Source organism: Prevotella sp. khp1, assembly GCF_900102205.1.
Taxonomy (GTDB): Bacteria; Bacteroidota; Bacteroidia; order Bacteroidales; family Bacteroidaceae; genus Prevotella; species Prevotella ruminicola.
In genome coordinates this window covers 759,839-779,662 of record NZ_FNJZ01000001.1, presented here as the reverse complement: position 1 = coordinate 779,662, position 19,824 = coordinate 759,839, and the positions used below count along the sequence as shown (strand labels likewise).

The 19,824-nt window shown below is 48.5% G+C and carries 15 protein-coding genes; 10 read left to right on the top strand and 5 right to left on the bottom strand.

All coding sequences use genetic code 11. The features are described 5' to 3' along the window. Positions 1-9 precede the first annotated feature (9 nt). The gene (locus BLR73_RS03355; RefSeq protein WP_091858932.1) at positions 10-2,094 is read left to right on the top strand and encodes an alpha amylase C-terminal domain-containing protein; all 2,085 of its coding nucleotides are present in this window, start codon (positions 10-12) and stop codon (positions 2,092-2,094) included. Positions 2,095-2,097: 3 nt separating this feature from the next. After that, a complete protein-coding gene (locus BLR73_RS03350) occupies positions 2,098-3,261 on the top strand; it encodes a DUF6057 family protein (protein WP_091858929.1) in 1,164 nt (387 codons plus the stop codon). Positions 3,262-3,366: 105 nt separating this feature from the next. On the opposite strand, the gene BLR73_RS03345 is transcribed toward BLR73_RS03350, so the two are convergent. The 4 genes from BLR73_RS03345 to BLR73_RS03330 form a co-directional block, all read right to left on the bottom strand. Then, complete coding sequence (locus BLR73_RS03345; protein ID WP_033150015.1) at positions 3,367-5,028, bottom strand: AMP-binding protein; 1,662 nt, start codon at positions 5,026-5,028, stop codon at positions 3,367-3,369. Between the two features lie 6 nt (positions 5,029-5,034). Next, positions 5,035-6,693 carry an AMP-binding protein gene (locus BLR73_RS03340; RefSeq protein ID WP_091858927.1) on the bottom strand — a complete coding sequence of 553 codons (1,659 nt, stop codon included), beginning with the start codon at positions 6,691-6,693 and terminating at the stop codon, positions 5,035-5,037. Between the two features lie 86 nt (positions 6,694-6,779). Next, positions 6,780-8,027 carry an ABC transporter permease gene (locus BLR73_RS03335; RefSeq protein ID WP_013065170.1) on the bottom strand — a complete coding sequence of 416 codons (1,248 nt, stop codon included), beginning with the start codon at positions 8,025-8,027 and terminating at the stop codon, positions 6,780-6,782. 19 nt (positions 8,028-8,046) lie between these two features. Further along, complete coding sequence (locus BLR73_RS03330; protein WP_013064730.1) at positions 8,047-9,252, bottom strand: pyridoxal phosphate-dependent aminotransferase; 1,206 nt, start codon at positions 9,250-9,252, stop codon at positions 8,047-8,049. 127 nt (positions 9,253-9,379) lie between these two features. Here BLR73_RS03330 and BLR73_RS03325 point away from each other — a divergent pair, with 127 nt between their 5' ends. The 3 genes from BLR73_RS03325 to BLR73_RS03315 are packed head-to-tail and all read left to right on the top strand — an operon-like array spanning position 9,380 to position 11,837. Beyond that, a complete protein-coding gene (locus tag BLR73_RS03325) occupies positions 9,380-10,669 on the top strand; it encodes a protein kinase family protein (protein WP_033150018.1) in 1,290 nt (429 codons plus the stop codon). Beyond that, on the top strand, positions 10,666-11,142 hold the full coding sequence (locus BLR73_RS03320) for a DUF4494 domain-containing protein (RefSeq protein WP_091858924.1): 477 nt from the start codon (positions 10,666-10,668) through the stop codon (positions 11,140-11,142). The genes BLR73_RS03325 and BLR73_RS03320 overlap by 4 nt, the downstream gene beginning before the upstream one ends. 20 nt (positions 11,143-11,162) lie before the next feature. Next, positions 11,163-11,837 (top strand): YggS family pyridoxal phosphate-dependent enzyme, encoded by a 675-nt coding sequence (locus BLR73_RS03315; RefSeq protein WP_091858921.1) that lies wholly within the window; start codon positions 11,163-11,165, stop codon positions 11,835-11,837. On the opposite strand, the gene BLR73_RS03310 is transcribed toward BLR73_RS03315, so the two are convergent. Continuing rightward, positions 11,809-12,633, bottom strand: a complete 825-nt coding sequence (locus BLR73_RS03310) for an EFR1 family ferrodoxin (protein WP_091858918.1) — start codon at positions 12,631-12,633, stop codon at positions 11,809-11,811. The two genes, BLR73_RS03315 and BLR73_RS03310, sit on opposite strands and share 29 nt — an antisense overlap. A gap of 199 nt (positions 12,634-12,832) precedes the next feature. On the opposite strand from BLR73_RS03310, the gene BLR73_RS03305 reads away from it, so the two are divergent. The 5 genes from BLR73_RS03305 to BLR73_RS03285 all read left to right on the top strand — a co-directional run bounded on the left by BLR73_RS03305 (position 12,833) and on the right by BLR73_RS03285 (position 19,806). Beyond that, positions 12,833-13,444 carry a DUF4840 domain-containing protein gene (locus BLR73_RS03305; protein WP_041385857.1) on the top strand — a complete coding sequence of 204 codons (612 nt, stop codon included), beginning with the start codon at positions 12,833-12,835 and terminating at the stop codon, positions 13,442-13,444. A 6-nt stretch (positions 13,445-13,450) separates the two neighbouring features. Continuing rightward, positions 13,451-13,960 (top strand): NUDIX hydrolase, encoded by a 510-nt coding sequence (locus BLR73_RS03300; RefSeq protein WP_033150237.1) that lies wholly within the window; start codon positions 13,451-13,453, stop codon positions 13,958-13,960. A gap of 226 nt (positions 13,961-14,186) precedes the next feature. After that, complete coding sequence (locus BLR73_RS03295) at positions 14,187-16,235, top strand: PP2C family protein-serine/threonine phosphatase (protein WP_233456423.1); 2,049 nt, start codon at positions 14,187-14,189, stop codon at positions 16,233-16,235. Positions 16,236-16,393: 158 nt separating this feature from the next. Then, positions 16,394-17,857: a PDC sensor domain-containing protein gene (locus BLR73_RS03290; protein ID WP_091858915.1), complete on the top strand. Its 1,464-nt coding sequence runs from the start codon at positions 16,394-16,396 to the stop codon at positions 17,855-17,857. After that, the gene (locus tag BLR73_RS03285) at positions 17,854-19,806 is read left to right on the top strand and encodes a sensor histidine kinase (protein WP_091858912.1); all 1,953 of its coding nucleotides are present in this window, start codon (positions 17,854-17,856) and stop codon (positions 19,804-19,806) included. Before BLR73_RS03290 ends, BLR73_RS03285 begins: the two co-directional genes overlap by 4 nt. The last annotated feature ends 18 nt before the right edge of the window (positions 19,807-19,824 follow it).

Below are 19,824 nucleotides of genomic sequence, written 5' to 3'. Positions count from 1 at the left end.
ACAATAACTATGGAAACAAAGAAACAATCTGTCAAGAAACCGGCAGCCAAAAAGACCTCGGCCAAGAAAGCTGCTCCTACACAGCCTGAACATATCGGCTTGGTACGTAATGACTCGTGGTTGGAACCTTTCGAGGGAGCTATCCGTGGCCGTCACGACCATGCTGTTTGGAAGATGAACCAGCTCACACAGAATGGCAAGAAAACGCTGAGTCAGTTTGCTTCTGGTCATCTTTATTTTGGTCTGCATAAGTTGTCAAAGGGTTGGGTGTTCCGTGAGTGGGCTCCTAACGCTACCGATATCTATCTGATTGGCGACTTTAATAACTGGCAGGAGAACGAGAAGTACCGTTGCAAGCGTATCGAGGGTACGGGCAACTGGGAGTTGAAACTCAGCGAAAAGGCCCTGAAACACGGTCAGCTTTACAAGATGAAGGTAAAGTGGAATGGGGGAGAAGGCGAGCGTATTCCCGCTTGGTGCCGTCGTGTGGTTCAAGACGAGAATACAAAGATTTTCTCGGCTCAGGTTTGGAATCCTGAGGAGAAATACGAGTTCAAGAAAAAGAACTTCAAACCCAAGAAGAATCCCTTGCTCATTTACGAGTGCCATGTAGGTATGGGACAGGATGCCGAGAAGGTTGGTACCTATAAGGAGTTTAAGGATAATGTGTTGCCACGCGTTATCAAGGATGGTTATAACTGCATTCAGGTGATGGCCATTCAGGAGCATCCTTATTACGGTTCGTTCGGCTATCACGTATCATCATTCTTTGCACCAAGTAGTCGTTTTGGTACTCCAGAGGAGTTGAAGGAGCTTATTGATACTGCTCATAAGAATGGTGTGGCAGTTATTATGGATATCGTGCATTCGCATGCTGTTAAGAACGAGGTTGAAGGTCTTGGCAATCTTGCTGGCGATCCTAATCAGTTCTTCTACCCAGGCGATCGTCACGAGCATCCGGCATGGGATTCGCTCTGTTTCGATTATGGTAAGGACGAGGTGCTGCATTTCCTGCTCTCTAACTGCAAATACTGGCTCGAGGAGTTTAAGTTCGATGGTTTCCGCTTTGATGGCGTTACCTCTATGCTTTACTACTCGCATGGTTTGGGTGAGGCCTTTGGTGGTTATGGTGATTACTTTAATGGTCACGAGGATGATAACGCCATCTGTTATCTCACCTTGGCCAACAAGCTGATACACGAGGTAAATCCTGCCGCTATCACCATCGCCGAAGAGGTATCAGGTATGCCTGGCCTCGCAGCTAAGTTCGAGGATGGTGGATATGGATTCGACTATCGTATGGCCATGAACATCCCCGATTACTGGATTAAGACGATTAAAGAAGTACGCGACGAGGATATCAATGTGTGCTCAATCTTCTGGGAGGTTAAGAACCGTCGTCCCGATGAGAAGACTATCTCGTACTGCGAGAGTCACGACCAGGCACTTGTAGGCGATAAGACCATTATCTTCCGTTTGATTGATGCCGATATGTATTGGCACTTTGCTAAGAAGGATGTGAACGATATTGCCCAGCGCGGTATTGCCCTGCATAAGATGATCCGCTTGGTTACCGCTGCTGCCATTAATGGTGGCTACCTGAACTTTATGGGTAATGAGTTCGGTCATCCAGAGTGGATCGACTTCCCACGCGAGGGTAATGGTTGGAGTTATAAGTACGCACGCCGTCAGTGGAATCTGGTAGATAACAAGGACCTTTGCTACCATTGGCTGGGCGACTTTGATCGCGAGATGCTGAAGGTGATTAAGAGCGTGCGCAACTTCCAGGCTACACCTGTTACTGAGATATGGCACGATGATGGCGACCAGGTGCTCTGCTTTATGCGTGGCGACTTGGTATTTGTGTTCAACTTCTCGCCCACACGTAGCTATACCGATTATGGCTTCCTAGTTCCCACCGGTTCGTATAAGGTGGTTCTGAATACCGATTCGAAAGACTTTGGTGGAAACGGCTTTGCCGACGACACCGTTACCCACTTCACGAACTATGACCCGCTTTATGTGGCCGATCATAAGGAGTGGCTCAAACTCTATATCCCGGCTCGTTCAGCCGTTGTGTTGAAGAAAATTTAAAATATGAATTATCGTAAAAAGAAACAAGAAGGTAGCGCCATAACCATACGCGTTGTGTGCGCTATCGTTTTTATTCTCTTCTCTTGGTGCTGGTTGTATTATTTCCAGAACGATCTGCTGATGATGGCGCAGCATGTGCTCAGTCATGGTATTACGCATTATAATCGTTTGGTTGGTGCTGTAGGTATCACCTTTGTGCTTTATCTGCTCCAGCACCTTATTCATAAGGTAACCCACCTTAATAAGAGCTTTTATGCGCTTACTTATTTCCCATCTATGTTGGCTTTGGGCATGCTTACTGATATTGTGCCCGATCCAGCTGGTGGTATCACGCACATGTTCTCGTGGTGGCTTATCATTATTTATCTCTTACTTTGGGGTGGATGCACCTATTTCTTTACCAAACTGCAGGAGCTCGACGATGATCCTAATCCCCACATCCTGTCGCGTTCCATGTGGATGAACTTGCTTATCATGGTACTTCTTATGGTTCTGACGGTTAGTGTCGGCAATACCAATGCTGTGTTCCATTATCGTATGCGAGCAGAACGTTGTTTGCTCGAGGGCGATGTGGATGGCGCGTTGGCCGCAGGTAAAAAATCGTTAGAGTGCGACGAGCATCTGGTGATGCTACGTATGCAGGCGTTGGCTCGTAAGGACGCCATAGGCGATAAACTCTTCGAGTATAAGGTGTGTGGTAACAGTAAGAGCATTCTGCCTACCGATGGACATTCTACCTTATTATTATATCCTGTCGACAGCGTGTATAAGTTCATGGGTGCAGCTCCTGCCTATCAGATGGAACCCATGCATTATCTCGAGTTGGTGCAGCACCATGTGTTGTGTAAGGATACTGTACCCAGCAAGGTGGTAGCCGATTATCAGTTGACGGGGTATCTTATCGATAAGCAGATTGATAAATTTGCTGGTGAGGTAGGTAAGTATTATGCCCTGAACGATAGTCTGCCTAAGCATTATCGCGAGGCCTTGGTGCTCTATGGTCATCTGCGTTCAAAGCCTGTGGCTGTTTATCGTAACACCGTGTTAGACGAGGATTACGAAAACTTCCGCGAGCTGCGCAGCCAGTATCCTAATAAAATGGAACAGAAAGGTAAGGTAGAAGACCAGTACTTTGGTACTTATTGGTATTACTATTGGTACGAATAGTTTTTGGCACGGATTTACACGGCTCTTTATATAAAGAAACACGGCTTTAGTATTTGCAACTAAGCCGTGTTTTTAATTTATTAAAGCCGTGTAATTTGTGCCTAATTATTTATAGAGGTAACGTTTGATACTTCTCTTTGGTGTCTTCTCGAATTCCTCTTCGTGGATTTCGATTTCAGAGATCTTCTCGTAAGCAGGAATCATTTCGTTCAAACCGTTGCGGTTCTGTTCCATGATGTTCTTCAGATCCTCCTCTGAGAAGCCCATATTCTTAGCCTCGTCCATATCAGGGTGAACCAAAGCTACCAGTTTGTTATCACGCTGTACTACCACACTCTCAAGCACCATGGTCATCGAGTTCAACTTGTCCTCGATTTCCTCTGGATAGATGTTCTGTCCATTAGGACCCAACAGCATGTTCTTTGAGCGTCCGTTGATAAACACATTACCATCGGCGTCCATTGTACCAAGGTCGCCAGTGTGGTACCAGCCATCGCGGTCGATAGTCTCGGCTGTGGCCTCAGGGTTCTTATAGTATCCCAACATCACGTTTGGACCCTTGGTAAGAATCTCACCAGGAATACGCTGTGGGTCGGGTGATACAATTTTTACCTCCTGATGCAGGGCTGCACGTCCGCACGAACCTGGGGCAAAAGTATGCCAGTCGCGATAGCAGATGATAGGTGCACACTCGGTAGCGCCATAACCTACGGTGTAGGGGAAGTCGATACGCTTCAGGAATCGTTCTACCTCCTGGTTCAGGGCAGCACCACCAATGATTACCTCGTACATGTTGCCACCAAAGGCCTTCAGCACTTCCTGACAGATCATCTCGCGAACCTTCTTTGAGATTACAGGCATCTGCAGTAGCAGTCGCATACGGTTGTTCTGTATCTTTGGGAATACCTTCTTGCGGATAATCTTCTCGATGATGAGAGGTACGGCGATGACGATACGTGGACGAATCTCAGCCAGGGCCTGCGCGATGATAGCGGGCGAAGGTACACGGTTCAGATAGTACACATGACAACCGTACAGGAACTCGAATATGAATTCGAATGCCATACCATACATGTGTGCCATTGGTAACATCGAGATAACCTTATCGCCAGCCTTGATGGTATTGCCCAATACGCTCACGGCAAAGTCGAAGTTCGACCAGAGTGCGCGATAGGGCAGCATAACACCTTTGGAGAAACCTGTTGTACCGCTGGTATAGTTAATAACGGCCATTTCCTCTGGACTCTCCTCCATATAATAATGTACATGCTCCTTGCGGAAGTACTTGGGGAATTTCTTTCCATAGAGTTCATTAAGATGTTCGCGCGCGTAGGTTAATTTGTCGGTACGCGAAATCATGAGTGAGTAATCGGGGTTGTTGATGATACCCTCGAGTGTTGGCATGGCTTGGGGATCGATGATGGTAGCCACATGGTCGCCCACAAACAGCAGGCGGGCTTCAGAGTGGTTCACGATGTTGTGTACCTGCTCGGCATTAAACTCGTGCAGAATGGGCACAGCAATAGCACCGTAGGTAAGTGTGGCTAAGAAGGCCACAGCCCATTGTGATGAATTGCGACCGCAGAGGGCAATCTTATCGCCCTTCTGAATGCCGCTGTTTTCGAAAAGGATATGCAACTTTTCGATTTTTCTGGCTACGTCATGAAACTGCAGTGTCTGACCCTTAAAATCGGTCAGCGCGTCGCGATCCCAATTATCAATGATGCTCTTTTGAATCAGAGCGTTAAAACTAGGTATATGTTCCATAAGCTATTAGTTATTCTTATATAGGTAGCGTTTTATACTCTTCTTTGGTGTCTTGGCGAACTCCTCTTCATGCAGTTCGATAGCCGAGATACGGCTGTAAGCAGGCAGCATGTTGTTAAGCTCCTGACGGTTCTGCTCCATGATGTGTTCCAATTCCTCCTGACTGAAGCTTACCACCTCGTCCTGATCAGGGTGAACCAAAGCCACCAGTTTTTCTCCACGCTGAATCACGATGCTCTCTGAAACCATAGCCATCGTGTTCAACTTGTCCTCAATCTCTTCTGGATATACGTTCTGTCCGTTGGCGCCCAACAGCATGTTCTTCGAGCGTCCGCGAATAAAAATGTGTCCGCTTGGCAGCATGGTGCCTAAGTCGCCAGTATGATACCAACCCTCTTCGTCGATAGCCTCGCGTGTGGCCTCTTCGTTCAGGTAGTAACCTAACATCATGTTGGTACCCTTGGTAACAATCTCGCCAGCCACGTTCTGTGGGTCAGAACTCAGAATCTTCACCTCCATACGGTCGACAGGTTGTCCAACCGAACCTCCTATAAAGTCGTGGTAGTCTGAGAACGAAATCAGTGGGGCGCACTCGGTAGTGCCATAACCCACGGTGATGGGGAATCCGATTGAGAGCAGGAACTCCTCAACCTCCTTAGAGAGTGGGGCACCGCCAACAATCACCTCGTACAGGTTGCCGCCAAAGGCGTTATATACCTCATTGCAAATGCGGCTCTTAACCTTCTTGCTCACTACTGGCATGTTAAGCAGCAGGCGCATACGGTTGTTCTGTATCTTGGGGAATACATTTTTACGGATTATCTTCTCGATAATCAGCGGAACGGTAATGATACATGTGGGTTTAACGGTAGTAAACGCCTCGGCAATGATAGCTGGACTCGGCAGACGAGTGAGGAAGAACAGATGGCAACCGTTGCAGAATCCGAACAGGAACTCAACGGCCATACCATACATGTGTGCCATAGGCAGAATACTCAGCATGTTGTCGCCGGCCTTTACGTTGCGACCAAGTACTCGCAAACAAAACTCTACGTTACCCCAAATAGCGCGGTAGGGCAGCATCACGCCTTTCGAAAAGCCCGTTGTACCGCTGGTGTAGTTAATCATCGACAACTCCTCGGCCGTATCCTCATGGTATTTTACATGTTCTGCACGGAATGCTTTGGGGAACTTGCTACCAAACATCATATTAAGATGTTCGCGTGCGTATGTGATCTTCTCAGATCGCGATACGTGAAGCGAGAAATCGGGCAAGTTAAAGATAGCCTCCAAAGCAGGCATGGCTTCAGCGTCGATAGTCTTAACCGCAAAATCGCCTACAAACAGCAGACGAGCGCCTGAGTGGTTCACAATATTCTGAATCTGCTCGCCGTTAAACTCATGCAGGATGGGTACGGCAACTGCACCATAGGTGAGTGTAGCTAAGAACGCAACAGCCCAATGGGCAGAGTTGCGACCGCAAATGGCAATCTTGTCGCCCTTTACTACATCGCTGTTCTCGAATAATATGTGGAGTTTCTCAATTTTGCGTGCAACGTCGTGATACTGAAGCGTGATGCCCTGATAATCAGTAAGGGCATCTTGATTCCAGTTGTCTACAATCGCTTTCTGTATTAAAGCATTAAAACTGCTAAATTCTTTCATTAAAACTGCACAATTTTTGAAATTTTGTGCAAAGGTAATTCATTTTTTGCACACTACCAAATGTTTTTGTGCAATTTTTTAAAAATTTACTCGTATCTCATAGATTTCGCTGGATGAATGTGCGAAATCAAGTAACTTGGTGCTATCAGCACAAACACACAGATCAACAAAGTGGCTATGTTGATGAGTGCTACCAATGGCAGATTCAGCTCCATGGGAGCCTCGCTCACATAGTAGGTTTGTGGGTCGAGGGTGATAAAACCGGTGTATTTTTGGAGCAGAACGATGCCGATACCCACAATGTTACCCCAGAACAATCCCTGACCGATGATGAATACCGAGAACCACAGGAACGTGTGGCGAACAGTCTTGTTGCGGGCGCCTAAGGCCTTCAGGATACCAATCATCTGTGTGCGCTCCAGAATGATGATGAGCAAACCGCTAATCATTGTGAAGCCTGCCACGCAAACCATCAGTGCCAGGATAATCCATACGTTGATATCAAGCAGCTCCAACCACGAGAATACCTGTGGATACAACTCGTAAATGGTCTCGGATGTGAGCGAGTTGCCCTGCTCGTCGCTGGTGCGGTTAATGTTGTCGATAAACTGGTTGGCTGTTTCGTTCACCTTCTCGAAATCCTTCACCAACACCTCAATACCAGTAGCCTGATTATCGGTCCAGCCGTTCAGTTTGTTGGCGGTATGCAGGTCGGTAAAACATAGCGTCTCATCAAAGCGCGTCATGTTTGTCTGGTAAATGCCGCTGATGGTGAACTTACGCGTGCGAACATCCTGATTGTCGATGAAATAGCCAAATACCTTGTCGCCAACCTTAAGGCGCATCTTGTCTGCTATCATCTTGGAAACCAGTAACTTATACTTGCTTGTTTTATCGCTGAATGAAGTAATGTTTCCTGCTATAAGGTGCTGACTCAGAAAGGTGGTATCGTATTCTTCGGCGATACCTTTGATGGCTATTCCCAAGAAATCCTCGTCGGTTTTCAGGATACCCTGCGTCATGCTGAAGCGTTCGGCTTTGGCCACACCTGGCAGCTTGCCAACAGCCTTCATCAAGCTGTCGTTGGCGCAGATAGGGTGAGGGTCAGAACCATTGTAGTTCATGATATTATGTACCTGGATATGACTACCAAAGCCCACCACCTTGTCGCGGATGGTATGCTTAAAACCAAGTACCACGCTTACCGTTACTATCATCACAGCCAGTCCGATAGCCACGCCGATGGTGGCTATACGAATAGCTGGGCGACTCACTTTTCGTTTGTCGCCCTGATCGCTATATATTCTTTTGGCTATGTATAGAGGAAAATTCAAAACTTCAATCCTTCAATTTTTAGTCCTCATCCACTCGTCCTGGGTAAGCTTCGAGTGCCTTGCGCAGTACGATGAGTGCGCGCTCAAGGTCTTTCTTCTGTAATACGTAGGCGATACGTACCTGATTGATACCTGCACCTGGGGTGGTGTAGAATCCGGCTGCTGGGGCCATCATCACGGTCTCGCCCTCGTACTCAAACTCCGACAGGCACCAACGGCAGAACTTCTCGGCATCATCTACAGGCAACTTTGCTACGGTGTAGAAAGCACCCATAGGGATAGGTGAGTAAACACCAGGAATGCGGTTCAGTCCGTCGATCAGGCACTTACGGCGCTCAACGTACTCGTCGTACACGTCGCGATAGTATTCCTCAGGGGCATCCAGCGAAGCCTCGGCCACAATCTGTCCGATGAGTGGGGGAGAGAGGCGAGCCTGACAGAACTTCATCACGGCCTTACGTACCTCAGCGTTCTTGGTAATCAGGGCGCCGATACGGATACCACACTCTGAGTAACGCTTAGATACTGAGTCGATCAGGATTACGTTCTGTTCGATACCCTCCAGATGGCAAGCCGAAATATAAGGCGAGCCAGTGTAGATGTACTCACGATACACCTCGTCGGAGAAGAGATACAGATCGTACTTCTTCACCAGGTCGCGAATCTGGTTCATTTCGCGGCGTGTGTACAGATAACCCGTTGGGTTGTTGGGGTTACATATCATAATAGCGCGTGTGCGCTCATTAATCAGCTCCTCGAATTTCTCTACCTTGGGGAGCGAGAAACCCTCCTCGATGGTAGTGGCAATAGTGCGGATTTTTGCTCCTGCCGAAATGGCAAAGGCCATATAGTTGGCGTAAGCAGGCTCTGGTACGATAATCTCATCGCCAGGATTCAGGCAGCTCAGGAATGCAAACAGCACCGCCTCGCTACCACCACTGGTAATGATGATATCATCAGCTGTTACGTTGATATTGTACTTAGCATAATAGTCTACCAACTTTTCGCGATAGCTCTGATAACCCTGCGAGGGTGAATACTCCAGGATACTGCGATCTATCTGCTTCAGGGCGTCGAGTCCTACTTGCGGTGTTGGCAGGTCAGGCTGACCGATGTTCAGATGGTACACCTTGGTACCTCTTTTCTTAGCGGCTACAGCGAGAGGGGCGAGTTTTCTGATAGGCGACTCGGGCATCTCTAGTCCGCGAACTGATATCTCAGGCATTTTTCTATTTTACGATTTGACAATTTACTATTTCATTATTTTGCGGTGCAAAGTTACTAAAATATTTTTAAATCGTGCTTTTTTTCGATTTATTTGTTTACTTTTGCAGCAAAATTGTGAGCTTACGATGAATTTCGAGGAATTATTAGAAACGCGTGACGTTAGAAAAACCACGAAAGTCCGTCTTCCCTACGGTTACTTCTACAAGCGGTTGATCGATGGAAAGTACTCTAACTTCGTGGAGTTCCACGACGAGGTGGCCGATCATGTCGCCTTTAGTAATTGTGTGCGTACCGAGGCTGCCGATATGGATAAGGTAAAGGATAAGCACCAGTTGCACTTTGTGCCCAACGAGGGCGACGGTGGTGTTTATGCCATAGCGGTTGAGGTGGGTAACTTTGTTACTTTCGAGCAGCTGCTGAACGAGAATCCGGCTGTTTTGGCGCGCGAGGATTTTGCCAACAACACGTTGCGCGATCTGGTAGAACTCACCCATCAGCTTAACGAGCAGGGCGTGTACCATGTATGTTTTGCCCCCTGTAATGTGCTGGCTCGCAAAAACGATGCTACCATCCGCCTGCTTTGTCATGGTTCGTTCTATGCTAAGTTGGATCAGGAGATACTGTACGACGGACTTGAGGATTACGTAGCGCCCGAGGTGTTGGCTGGTGGCGAGATTGATGCCCGTGCCGATGTGTACTCGATGGCCAAGTTTGTGGTGTGGCTGTATCACTCAGCCGGTCTGCCTTTCGAGTGGCGCCAGATTATCACTAAGGCCACAGCCGAGGACCCTGATCGCCGTTATCAGTCGGTTCACGATTTCTACCATGCGCTCATCAGTCGCAAGCAGATGCGTCGCACAGCCTTGGTGGGTTTTGCAGCAGTTGCTATTGCGCTGGCCATTGTGGGTAGCTATTTCTATATGTTGCCCCAGCCCGAGGACGTAGAATACGTAAAGGCCGTTGAGGAGCCTATCCCCGATGATATGCTCGACGAGGAGAACCTGCTTTACGGCTTGGGTGCCGATGCCGATTCGGCTACCATCGCCAATATCGTGGCCAGGCAGATGCGTATGAAGGATTCGCTCACTATCGACGAGAAGGAGATGAAGGAGTATCAGGCCAAGGCCGAGCAGATATTCCGCAAGCAGTTTACCAAAGAGGCCGACCGCATCCTATCGAAGGTTTATAACAACAAGCAGATGAACCTTTCGGAAAAGGATTTTATGGCGCGCAGCCGTAGTATGACTCAGGAGTTGGCCAAGGCCGAACAGGATCTTGCCAAGCAAAGCAACCTGGGTAACGAGCGCTCGCAGCGCATTGCCAGTGAGATTATCGACCAGCTTACCACCAAGAAAATGGAGGCGCTGGACAAAGATTATATGGGAATAAAAAAGAATAAAACAGAAAAGAAATGAGAAGTAGAACAGCAACGTGGTTTGAATGCAAGATCCGTTATGAGAAGGTAACCGAGGACGGCTTGCAGAAGAAAGTAAACGAAAATTATGTAGTCGACGCCCTGAGTTTCAGCGAGGCCGAGACTCGCGTCACCGAGGAGATGTCGTCGTATATCAGCGGCGAGTTCGAGGTGGCCGATATCAAGAAAGCAGCTTACAAAGAGGTATTCTTTACCGATGATAACATTGCCGATAAGTGGTACAAGGCTAAGCTCCAGTTCATCACTATCGATGAGAAGACTGAGAAGGAGAAGCGTTCAACCGTTAACTACCTGGTTCAGGCTGGTTCGATGAATGGTGCCATGAAGAATATCGACGAGGTGATGGGCGGTACCATGATTGATTATGTGGTTTCGTCGGTAGCCGAGACAACGTTGATGGACGTTTACGAGTACGGCAAAAAGAACGATAAGCCCGAATACGAGCAGCAGTAAGAAACGCAAACGATACGATGATGGATTACGACGTTAAATCCCATCTGCACGAGGTGCTCGATACATTGCCACAAGGTGTTCGCCTTGTGGCTATCTCTAAATATCACCCTAACGAGTATATCGAGGCAGCCTACGAGGAGGGTCAGCGTGTGTTTGGCGAGAGTCATGAACAGGAGCTGCGCCAGAAGCATCTTTCGCTGCCTCAGGATATCGAATGGCACTTTATCGGCCATTTGCAAACCAACAAGGTAAAGTACATTGCACCTTATGTAACGATGATCGAGGCTGTTGACTCGCTCAAGTTGTTGCGCGAGATTAACAAGCAGGCCGAAAAGTGTGGCCGCCGTATCAAGGTGCTACTCGAGCTGCATATTGCCGAGGAGGCTACCAAGTATGGTCTTACACTCGATGCCTGTCGTGAGCTGTTGGCAGCTGGCGAGTGGCGCGAGCTGCAGCATGTGCAGATTTGTGGCTTGATGATGATGGCATCGTTTGTGAATGACGAAGCGCAGATTCGCCAGGAGATGCAGACTGCTCGCGATTTCTTCGACGAGGTGAAGGCTCTGTATTTTGCCGACGACGATGCGTTTTGTGAGCGTTCGTGGGGTATGAGCGATGATTATCCCATCGCCCTGCAGACAGGCTCAACCATGATACGTGTGGGCACTAAGATTTTTGGTCCCCGCGTTTATTAAAGTAGTACTGATCGCGCTTACGTGTAATCTTGCCAAAGTTGATGGCATGCACGGGGCAATAATGATAACAGGCTAAACAAGAGGTACACCGTCCGTTGTGAATCCACTCGGGCGGTGTTCCTTGTATATTATCTACAGGGCACACTTTTATGCATTTGCCACATTTGATACACACATCCTCATCAACCGTAAACTTCTTGTCGTTTACCATGCGGGCATTAAAGTAAGCACCAATCACGTACGAGTAGAGTCGGGGAGTGCCGCCTTTTACTAACTCCTCAACACCCGTCGTGCGTTCGCGTATAACCGATATGATATGTGGCAGCATCTTTCGTGCCTGGTTTATCTTGGCGTGCTCTTTCTCCTCAGTATCCGTGTACATAAACGGCAGGCACACATAGCTTTCGGGCATCACAACGGCAAACTGCGTGGTGGCCTGCAAGCCGATAGTGGCTAAATCCTTGTTCAGTATCGTCATCGTTTCGCCTATGTTGTCGCCACAGGTGGTCAGCGCCCAGCAGTAACAGTTGACAGTTCTTGCCTTGCAAGCCAGCGGAGCTGGAGCGGACAATTGATAATTGATAATTAATTTTTTGATAAACTCGCGCACGATTCTGGGTGGTTGCCAGCCATGGGTGGGGAAGCAGAAACCGATGCTTTCGTTCTGCTTTAATTCAAACTGATACTGTCCCTCGCGCATCAAGTCGGGGATGTAATAAAGCTCTTCGCCGATGGCCTCGCTTATCTGCTGAGCCACCCATTTGGTGTTTCCTGTGCCTGTAAAATAGAATATCATGGTGCAAAATTACATTTTTTTGTTGATATTCTGATTAAAGTTTCGTGTTTTTCGCAAAAACAATATACCTTTGCAGGGTCGAAACCTAAAAAAGCGACGAATTAAATATTATTAACGGTTAGTGATGCAAGATTTCGGGTTGTGGTGCATTTAGTGTGTGTACAATTCAAATCACAAAACAAAAACAATAAGTAAAAAAATGAAAGCATTAAAAATTTTCTCTGTTGCATGCTGCATGGCAGCTGTTTGTTTAACATCGTGTATTGGTGATGATAGCAGTGAGGTTAAGAACCTTACTCAAGGCGAGATTGCTACCTGTTTGAATGCCGTTCGTGGCACTCATCTTGGTAAGGTGTATTATTCGGCTCCCACCCAGAAGGATGTGAACAATGTAGATTCAGTAGACATCAGCTGGACTATCTCTACCGATAGCACCATGACCATTCACGATTTCCCCGCCCGTTTGCTGGCTCACAATATCGATAGCGTAAGTACTCAGGGTAAGGAGTTGCGTGCTGCCCTTCAGGCTTGTCCCGATCAGGACATCGATTGCTACATTGGCTTTATGAAGATTTCGCCTATCTACTGGCTCATTAACCCCAAGGCTCCAAAATATACTGTTAAGCTCAACGATGGCGAGCACAAGGTACAGGTGGCTTTCTATTCTACCAACACCTATTCAAGCGGTATCTATAACACCAGCACTAAGGAGTTCTCGATGGAGATTATCGAGGGTGCCATCTATATGGACGATAAGCTTACCTCATATCTTAGCAAGGACACACCATTTGTTTTTTATCGCAACAAATAATAAGTGGTGATGAGCGATAATAGTGAGGAACTATTCCCTGTGGTGGCCGACGACGGCAGCGTTATCGGCTCAGCCACACGAGGCGAGTGCCATAGTGGCTCTCGTCTTTTGCATCCTGTGGTGCATCTGCATGTGTTTAACAGTAAGGGCGAGGTGTATCTGCAGCGCCGCCCTGAATGGAAGGATATTCAGCCAGGCAAGTGGGATACCAGCGTGGGCGGTCATATAGATTATGGCGAGAACCCAGAGCAGGCCTTGGTGCGCGAGGTGCGCGAGGAACTTGGCATGACCGACTTTAAGCCCGAGCGGGTAGGAATGTACGTATTTGAGAGTGCACGCGAGCGCGAATTGGTATATGTACATCGCACCGTTTACGATGGTCCTGTTACCCCTTCGGCCTCTGAGCTTGATGGTGGACGGTTCTGGAGCATCCAGGAGATACGTCTGGCGATGGGGCGCGGATTCCTGACGCCTAATTTCGAGAGCGAGTTCCGCAAGTTCTTCTTGGCGCGATAACCCTCTGTAATACTATATTTTAAGTCCTGCAACCTGTGTTGTGGGACTTATTTTTATACAGCTCATATCCATAAAACCAAAACTCAAAAAATGGTTTCCTTAAAATTAATTAACAGGCGCTTGTAGTACCAAATATAATGCTTACCTTTGCGCCACAAAAATGGATTGTTTTCAGTAACACCAACACCAAAAAGGGATTTTTAATTACCAACACCAAACAAAAATTATGAGATTAAAATGTATGATGGCCGCAGTGGCCTTATTGTTTTCAGGAGTTCTGCTATTCTTTACATCATGTGACAACCAACACGATTATCAGATTCAGGACGATGTTCTTTACACATTGCTTGCTCCCTACAACGTAGAGGGCATGGAACAACGTGGTGATAGCTTGTACGAGGCTGGACAGATTACCGACCTTTGCCGCAAGTTCTATCACGCTTACCCTCTCTGTAGTAAACATCACCAGTTTAACGCGGCCGTTCCCATTTTCCGCGAGATGTTGAAGGAAGGCACAGAGGACTCGCTGGAGCGCTTGTTTCAGATTTATGCTGCTTCGGAGCTGACGATGATTCTGCGCTATCAGGGTCATATCGAGACTTCGATGCTTACAGCCATTGATGCCATGCAGCGATTCTCGCTCGACGAGGCGCTGCAGGACCAGATTGCCCTCGAGAGCTATATCCGCTTAGGAACCTTTGTGGGCGACGGTATGGTGTCGACAGGCGACTATGACGAGGCTGAAAAGCAGTTCCGGAAGTACTTCGATCTCTCTAACGAGATGAAGGATGGTGTGCTGCGACTGGCCGAGTGGTATCCACGCCATTTCGAGCTGTTCGAGATTATCATCCGTGCCTACACCACCAGCGGTCAGTACGATCGTGTGCTGCCTTGGGTGGAGCGTTGCGAGGAGTCGGTTGATGAGTATTACAAGTCGCCCGAGTTTAAGGATATGCCTCACACCACCACACAGTTTGTTGAGGGCTATCTTGCTGGTGCTCAGATATGTAAGGCTGTTGCGCTCGAGCATTTGGGCAGACCTGATGAAGCTGCTGAGGCTTACAATAAATACCTGAAGAGCGATATGGCTCACACCGTTATCGGTCGCCTTAATCGCGCCTTCTATCTCTCGGCCAGCCACCACTACCGCGAGGCTGCTATCATCTTCCAGAGTCTGGATAAGGCGCTGGCTGTTTATAGCCCCAGCATCTCGCTCGACTGGATTCACGAGTACTATCTGCCTAAGTTCGAAGCCAACCTGAATGCAGGTATGCGCGACTCGGCTTACGTGCAGGCCGCTATGATTTGCGAGCGCCTTGATACCACCCTTACCAAGTACATGCACGACGAGGGTAGTCAGCTGGGTCATATCTATGCCTCGCTGAAGAAAGAGGAGAAGATTATCGAGCAGGAAGAGCACATTATCCAGCAGCGCACCTGGGGCCTGTCGGGTTTCATTGTGCTGATGGTAGGCTTCTTCTCTAGCTATACCGTTCGTAACCGTCGTCACAGTCGCCGTTTGGCCGAGGTGAAGGCTGCTCAGGAGCGTATCGAGAGCGAGTTACGGATTGCGCGCGATATCCAGATGAGTATGGTGCCTCACGAGTTCCCCAAGCACCACGGGCTTGATATGTTTGCCTATATGGAGCCTGCCAAGGAGGTTGGTGGCGACCTGTATGGTTACGTGTTCGACCATAACAAGTTGTATTTTGCTGTTGGCGACGTGAGTGGTAAGGGTATTCCTGCCTCGCTGTTCATGGCGCAGGTAACCCGCCTGTTCCATACCTTGGCCGATGAGCACCTGCAGCCCGCCCAGATTTGTAATATCATGAATAAGGAACTGTCGGGCGACGATAATATCAATGGTATGTTCGTAACCCTGTTTGTCGGTCTGCTTGATCTCGATAATGGTCACCTCAGTTTCTGTAATGCCGGTCATAATCCTCCCATCGTTGATTGTGGCATCAAGGCTGCCGATTTCCTTACCATCGAGCCTAACGCACCTATTGGCTTGTGGCCCGAGGTAGAGTATATTGGCGAGGAGATTGAGAGTATCAAGGGCCGCACCCTGCTGGTTTACTCGGATGGTTTGAACGAGGCCGAGAACCTGGAGCAGAAGCAGCTGGGCGATGAGCGCTTGCTCGAAATCCTGCGCTATACTCCATTTGTATCGGCCCGCCAGATGATTAACCGTTTGCAGACCGAGGTTAACACCCATCGTAACGGAGCCGATCCAAACGACGATTTAACCATGCTCTGTTTGCGTGTAAGCTGATAATACCAGCACAATCTTTCATACATAGAGTCCATTGTCGGGAGCTCGCAGTGATGCGGGCTTCCGATCTTTTTTTGTAAAAATATGGTAAAAAGTTTGGTTGTATTAATTTTTTTTGTATCTTTGTACCCAAACAATCTTCTATTAATTTTGGAACAATGAAACCGAACTTTCTATATACCATCATAAAATCACTATCTGCAAAGCTCAGTTTGTGGGTGGTATTGTTCGTGTCAATATTGTTTGCCGCCACTTTCTCCTTGATGTTCTATTATGCCCGCCAGGCGGTTCACGACGAATCGCTGGGTAAGGCCGAGGATATACTTGATAAGTTTGAGATTGTGGTGGGGCAGAAGTTGCACGAGATTGAGGTGATAACCCGTCAGACGCATTGGTGGGTAGAGCAGAACATGACCGACACGCTCGAGATTGGGAAGTACACCCAGCAGATACTGGCTAACGAACCCACGATTATAGGTATTGCCACTGCCTTTGTGCCTGGCACCTTCCCCGATCGTGGCGAAAAGGATTATATGATTTACTATCATCGCAAGAAAGGGAAGATAGTCAGAAGCGAGCAGTTTGCCCACGACTCGTATCTGCACCAGCAGTGGTACGAGGAGCCTATGGCCCGCGATAAGAATATGTGGACAGAGCCCCGCGAGGATTACCGAACCGACGATGAGCCTATTATCACCTACGCCATGCCTATACACAAGGATGGTAAGGTAGTAGGTGTGTATGGTGTAGATATCTCTATCTATTGGTTGACGAAAATCGTTCACGAGCAGCGCCCGTTGCCTAATGTAACAGGTTCGCTCATGACCCATTCGGGAGCTTTTGTCATCCACCCCGATACCTCGTTGCTGCGCCCACGCGCCATGTTTAAGCTGATGGAGCAGTATCCTGAGGAGAAGTACAGCTTAACAGCCTATAGGATGATGAACGGCCAGAGTGGTACCGAGCAGCTCAGCCTGAACGGTACGCCCCGTGTGTTAGCTTATAAGCCTTTCGAGAAAACCAAATGGGAGATTACGGTGGCATGCCCCGAGGACGAGATTATGGGTAACTACAACACGATGATTCCGCTGATGTTTGCTGTGGTACTGCTATCTCTGATTGCTATCGTGGTGTTCTGCTCAGTATTTATCCATCGCGAGCTGCACCCGTTGCGCGCTCTCGAGAAGTCGGCCCGTTTGATTAAGAACGGTCATTACGATGTGCCTATCAAGACCAGTAACCGCCAGGACGAGGTGGGTGTTCTGGCCAACAGCTTTATTACCATGCAACAATCCATCAGGCATCACCTCGACGAGATCGACCACAAGAATCTGATGCTGGTTGAGCAGAACTGGCTGCTTACCGAGGCTCAGAAGCATAAGACCGAGGCTGATAGGGTGAAGATGGCCTTCCTGCAGAATATGACCGACCAGATGGATGAACCAGTTAACGAGATATCGCGACTGGTAACCGAGGTGCGCCAGCATCATCATGAGATGCCGCACGAGCAGATTGTAGAGCTGGCTAATCAGGTTGATGCCCATACGTTTACTGTTACTCAGTTGCTGGACAAACTGCTCGAAGTTGCAACTAAAAATCAAGAAGAGGAGGACGAGGCATGAGTATATTATTGAATCGCATCAAACGCAAGCTGTCGCTCAAACTCAGTTTGGGCATCCTCTTGTTCCTGGTAGTGGTGTTCACATTCTCTATCGGCACCCTGTTCCTCTATTCGCGCCAGCTGGTAAAGCAGCAGGCTATGGAGCGCGCCAACCTTGAGCTCGAGAACTGTACCGAGCGTGTAAACGAGCTGATGAACGAGGTGGAGACTGCCACCCGTACTGCCGTATGGCATCTGGGCGACGACATACGCCCCGACTCGCTGCTTAATTACATCCGATTGGTAGTAGGGCAGAATCCAAACTTTGATGGTTGTTCGGTGGCTATGGCGCCCGATTTCTTCCCCGATCGTGGCCGCTATTTCTCTGTTTATGCCTATAATCCAGAAAATGCCGATACGGTAGTGGCTAATATTGAGAAGCCTTACAACTATTTCGACAAACCTTGGTATCGCACAGCCGCCACCTTAGGCAAACCCTGCTGGGTTGAGGCTTATGCCGAGGATTTGCAGGGTGTAGAGTCGACTGATTTCGACGATATGATCGTGTCGTACTGCGTGCCGATGTACGATCGCCACAAGCGTCTGATGAGTGTCATCTCAACCGACTTGGCCATCGACTGGCTGTCGGAGGTGATATCGTCGTATAAGCCGTATCCTAAATCGTATGTCATGTTGCTGGGTGCCAATGGCCAGTATATTGTGCATCCCGATACCACGAAGCTTAAGAGTCGTACCATCTTCAACGATGCCGACCCCACCAAGCAGCAGGATTTGATTTCGCTTGGTCACCAGATGATAGCCGGCAAGAAGGGTATGCTCAACGTAAAGGTGAATGGCGAGCCTTGCGTGGTGCTCTATCAGTCGCTCACCAAAGCCCCGTGGAGCATGGCGCTGATTTGTTATGAGAGCGATGTCTTTGTGAGCTACAACAAACTGCTCTACATTCTGATACCTGTGCTTACGTTTGGTTTGCTGCTCATTCTGGTATTCTGCCTCAATGTGGTGTCGATGATGGTGCAGCCGCTTAACGACCTGACGCATCAAATCAGCTACATTACCAACGGCCACTTCCACGAGGCCATCAGCTTCAGTAGGCGTAAGGATGTGATAGGTCGCCTGCAGAATAATTTTGCTGAGATGCAACAGGCCCTGAGTAGTCATATCCTGAACCTGAAGCAAACCAACGTGGAGGCCGAGCGGATGAACCAGGATTTGGCCGAGGCCAACGAACAGGCGCATAAGGCCGACGAGAAGAAGAACGAGTTCTTGCAGGATATAACCCACCAGATACGTACGCCGCTCAACATTATCAACGGCTTTACCCAGGTGCTGCGCGACGATTACGAGAGCATCCCTCAGGAGGAGCTCGGCAATATTACAGAAACTATGCAAACCAACGCCATCCTCATCAGTCGCATGGTGGGTATGCTTATTGTAGCCTCGAATGCCGGTAAGGATGTAAAGGTGGATACCCATGAGCGTGTTTGCATTAAGGAGTTGATTCAGCATGTGGCTGATATCTATGCCTCGCGCCCGCCGCACACCATCGATTTGACTACCGATGTGCAGGTGGATGATACACGTACGGTTAAAACCAATCGCGACTATCTTACCAAGGCCTTGAACGAGTTGCTGTTCAATGCCAAGAAGTTTACTACCGAGGGCCATGTAAAGCTGTCGGTAAAGACCGATGGACTCAAGGTGATGTTCTTTGTCGAGGATACAGGTCCTGGTATTAGTGAGAGTGTTCGCAAGAATCTTTTCGATACGTTCGAGAAGGGTGATATCTTTAGCGAGGGCTTAGGCTTGGGCTTGCCAGTATGCCGCCAGTTGGTGCGCCTGATTGGAGGCGAGCTGAAGCTGGATGCCACCTATACCAACGGCTCACGATTTGTGATTGTGATACCCGACGAAGAGGCATGGGTTGACCTGCACGACGACTTACGTTAACGTTTGAGTAAAAAAAAC

Bases quoted from the DNA above. Each gene is read 5' to 3' on its own strand.
- BLR73_RS03355 (WP_091858932.1), top strand. From the start codon at position 10: ATGGAAACAAAGAAACAATCTGTCAAGAAACCGGCAGCCAAAAAGACC.
- BLR73_RS03350 (WP_091858929.1), top strand. From the start codon at position 2,098: ATGAATTATCGTAAAAAGAAACAAGAAGGTAGCGCCATAACCATACGC.
- BLR73_RS03345 (WP_033150015.1), bottom strand. From the start codon at position 5,028: ATGGAACATATACCTAGTTTTAACGCTCTGATTCAAAAGAGCATCATT.
- BLR73_RS03340 (WP_091858927.1), bottom strand. From the start codon at position 6,693: ATGAAAGAATTTAGCAGTTTTAATGCTTTAATACAGAAAGCGATTGTA.
- BLR73_RS03330 (WP_013064730.1), bottom strand. From the start codon at position 9,252: ATGCCTGAGATATCAGTTCGCGGACTAGAGATGCCCGAGTCGCCTATC.
- BLR73_RS03325 (WP_033150018.1), top strand. From the start codon at position 9,380: ATGAATTTCGAGGAATTATTAGAAACGCGTGACGTTAGAAAAACCACG.
- BLR73_RS03320 (WP_091858924.1), top strand. From the start codon at position 10,666: ATGAGAAGTAGAACAGCAACGTGGTTTGAATGCAAGATCCGTTATGAG.
- BLR73_RS03315 (WP_091858921.1), top strand. From the start codon at position 11,163: ATGGATTACGACGTTAAATCCCATCTGCACGAGGTGCTCGATACATTG.
- BLR73_RS03310 (WP_091858918.1), bottom strand. From the start codon at position 12,633: ATGATATTCTATTTTACAGGCACAGGAAACACCAAATGGGTGGCTCAG.
- BLR73_RS03305 (WP_041385857.1), top strand. From the start codon at position 12,833: ATGAAAGCATTAAAAATTTTCTCTGTTGCATGCTGCATGGCAGCTGTT.
- BLR73_RS03295 (WP_233456423.1), top strand. From the start codon at position 14,187: ATGAGATTAAAATGTATGATGGCCGCAGTGGCCTTATTGTTTTCAGGA.
- BLR73_RS03290 (WP_091858915.1), top strand. From the start codon at position 16,394: ATGAAACCGAACTTTCTATATACCATCATAAAATCACTATCTGCAAAG.
- BLR73_RS03285 (WP_091858912.1), top strand. From the start codon at position 17,854: ATGAGTATATTATTGAATCGCATCAAACGCAAGCTGTCGCTCAAACTC.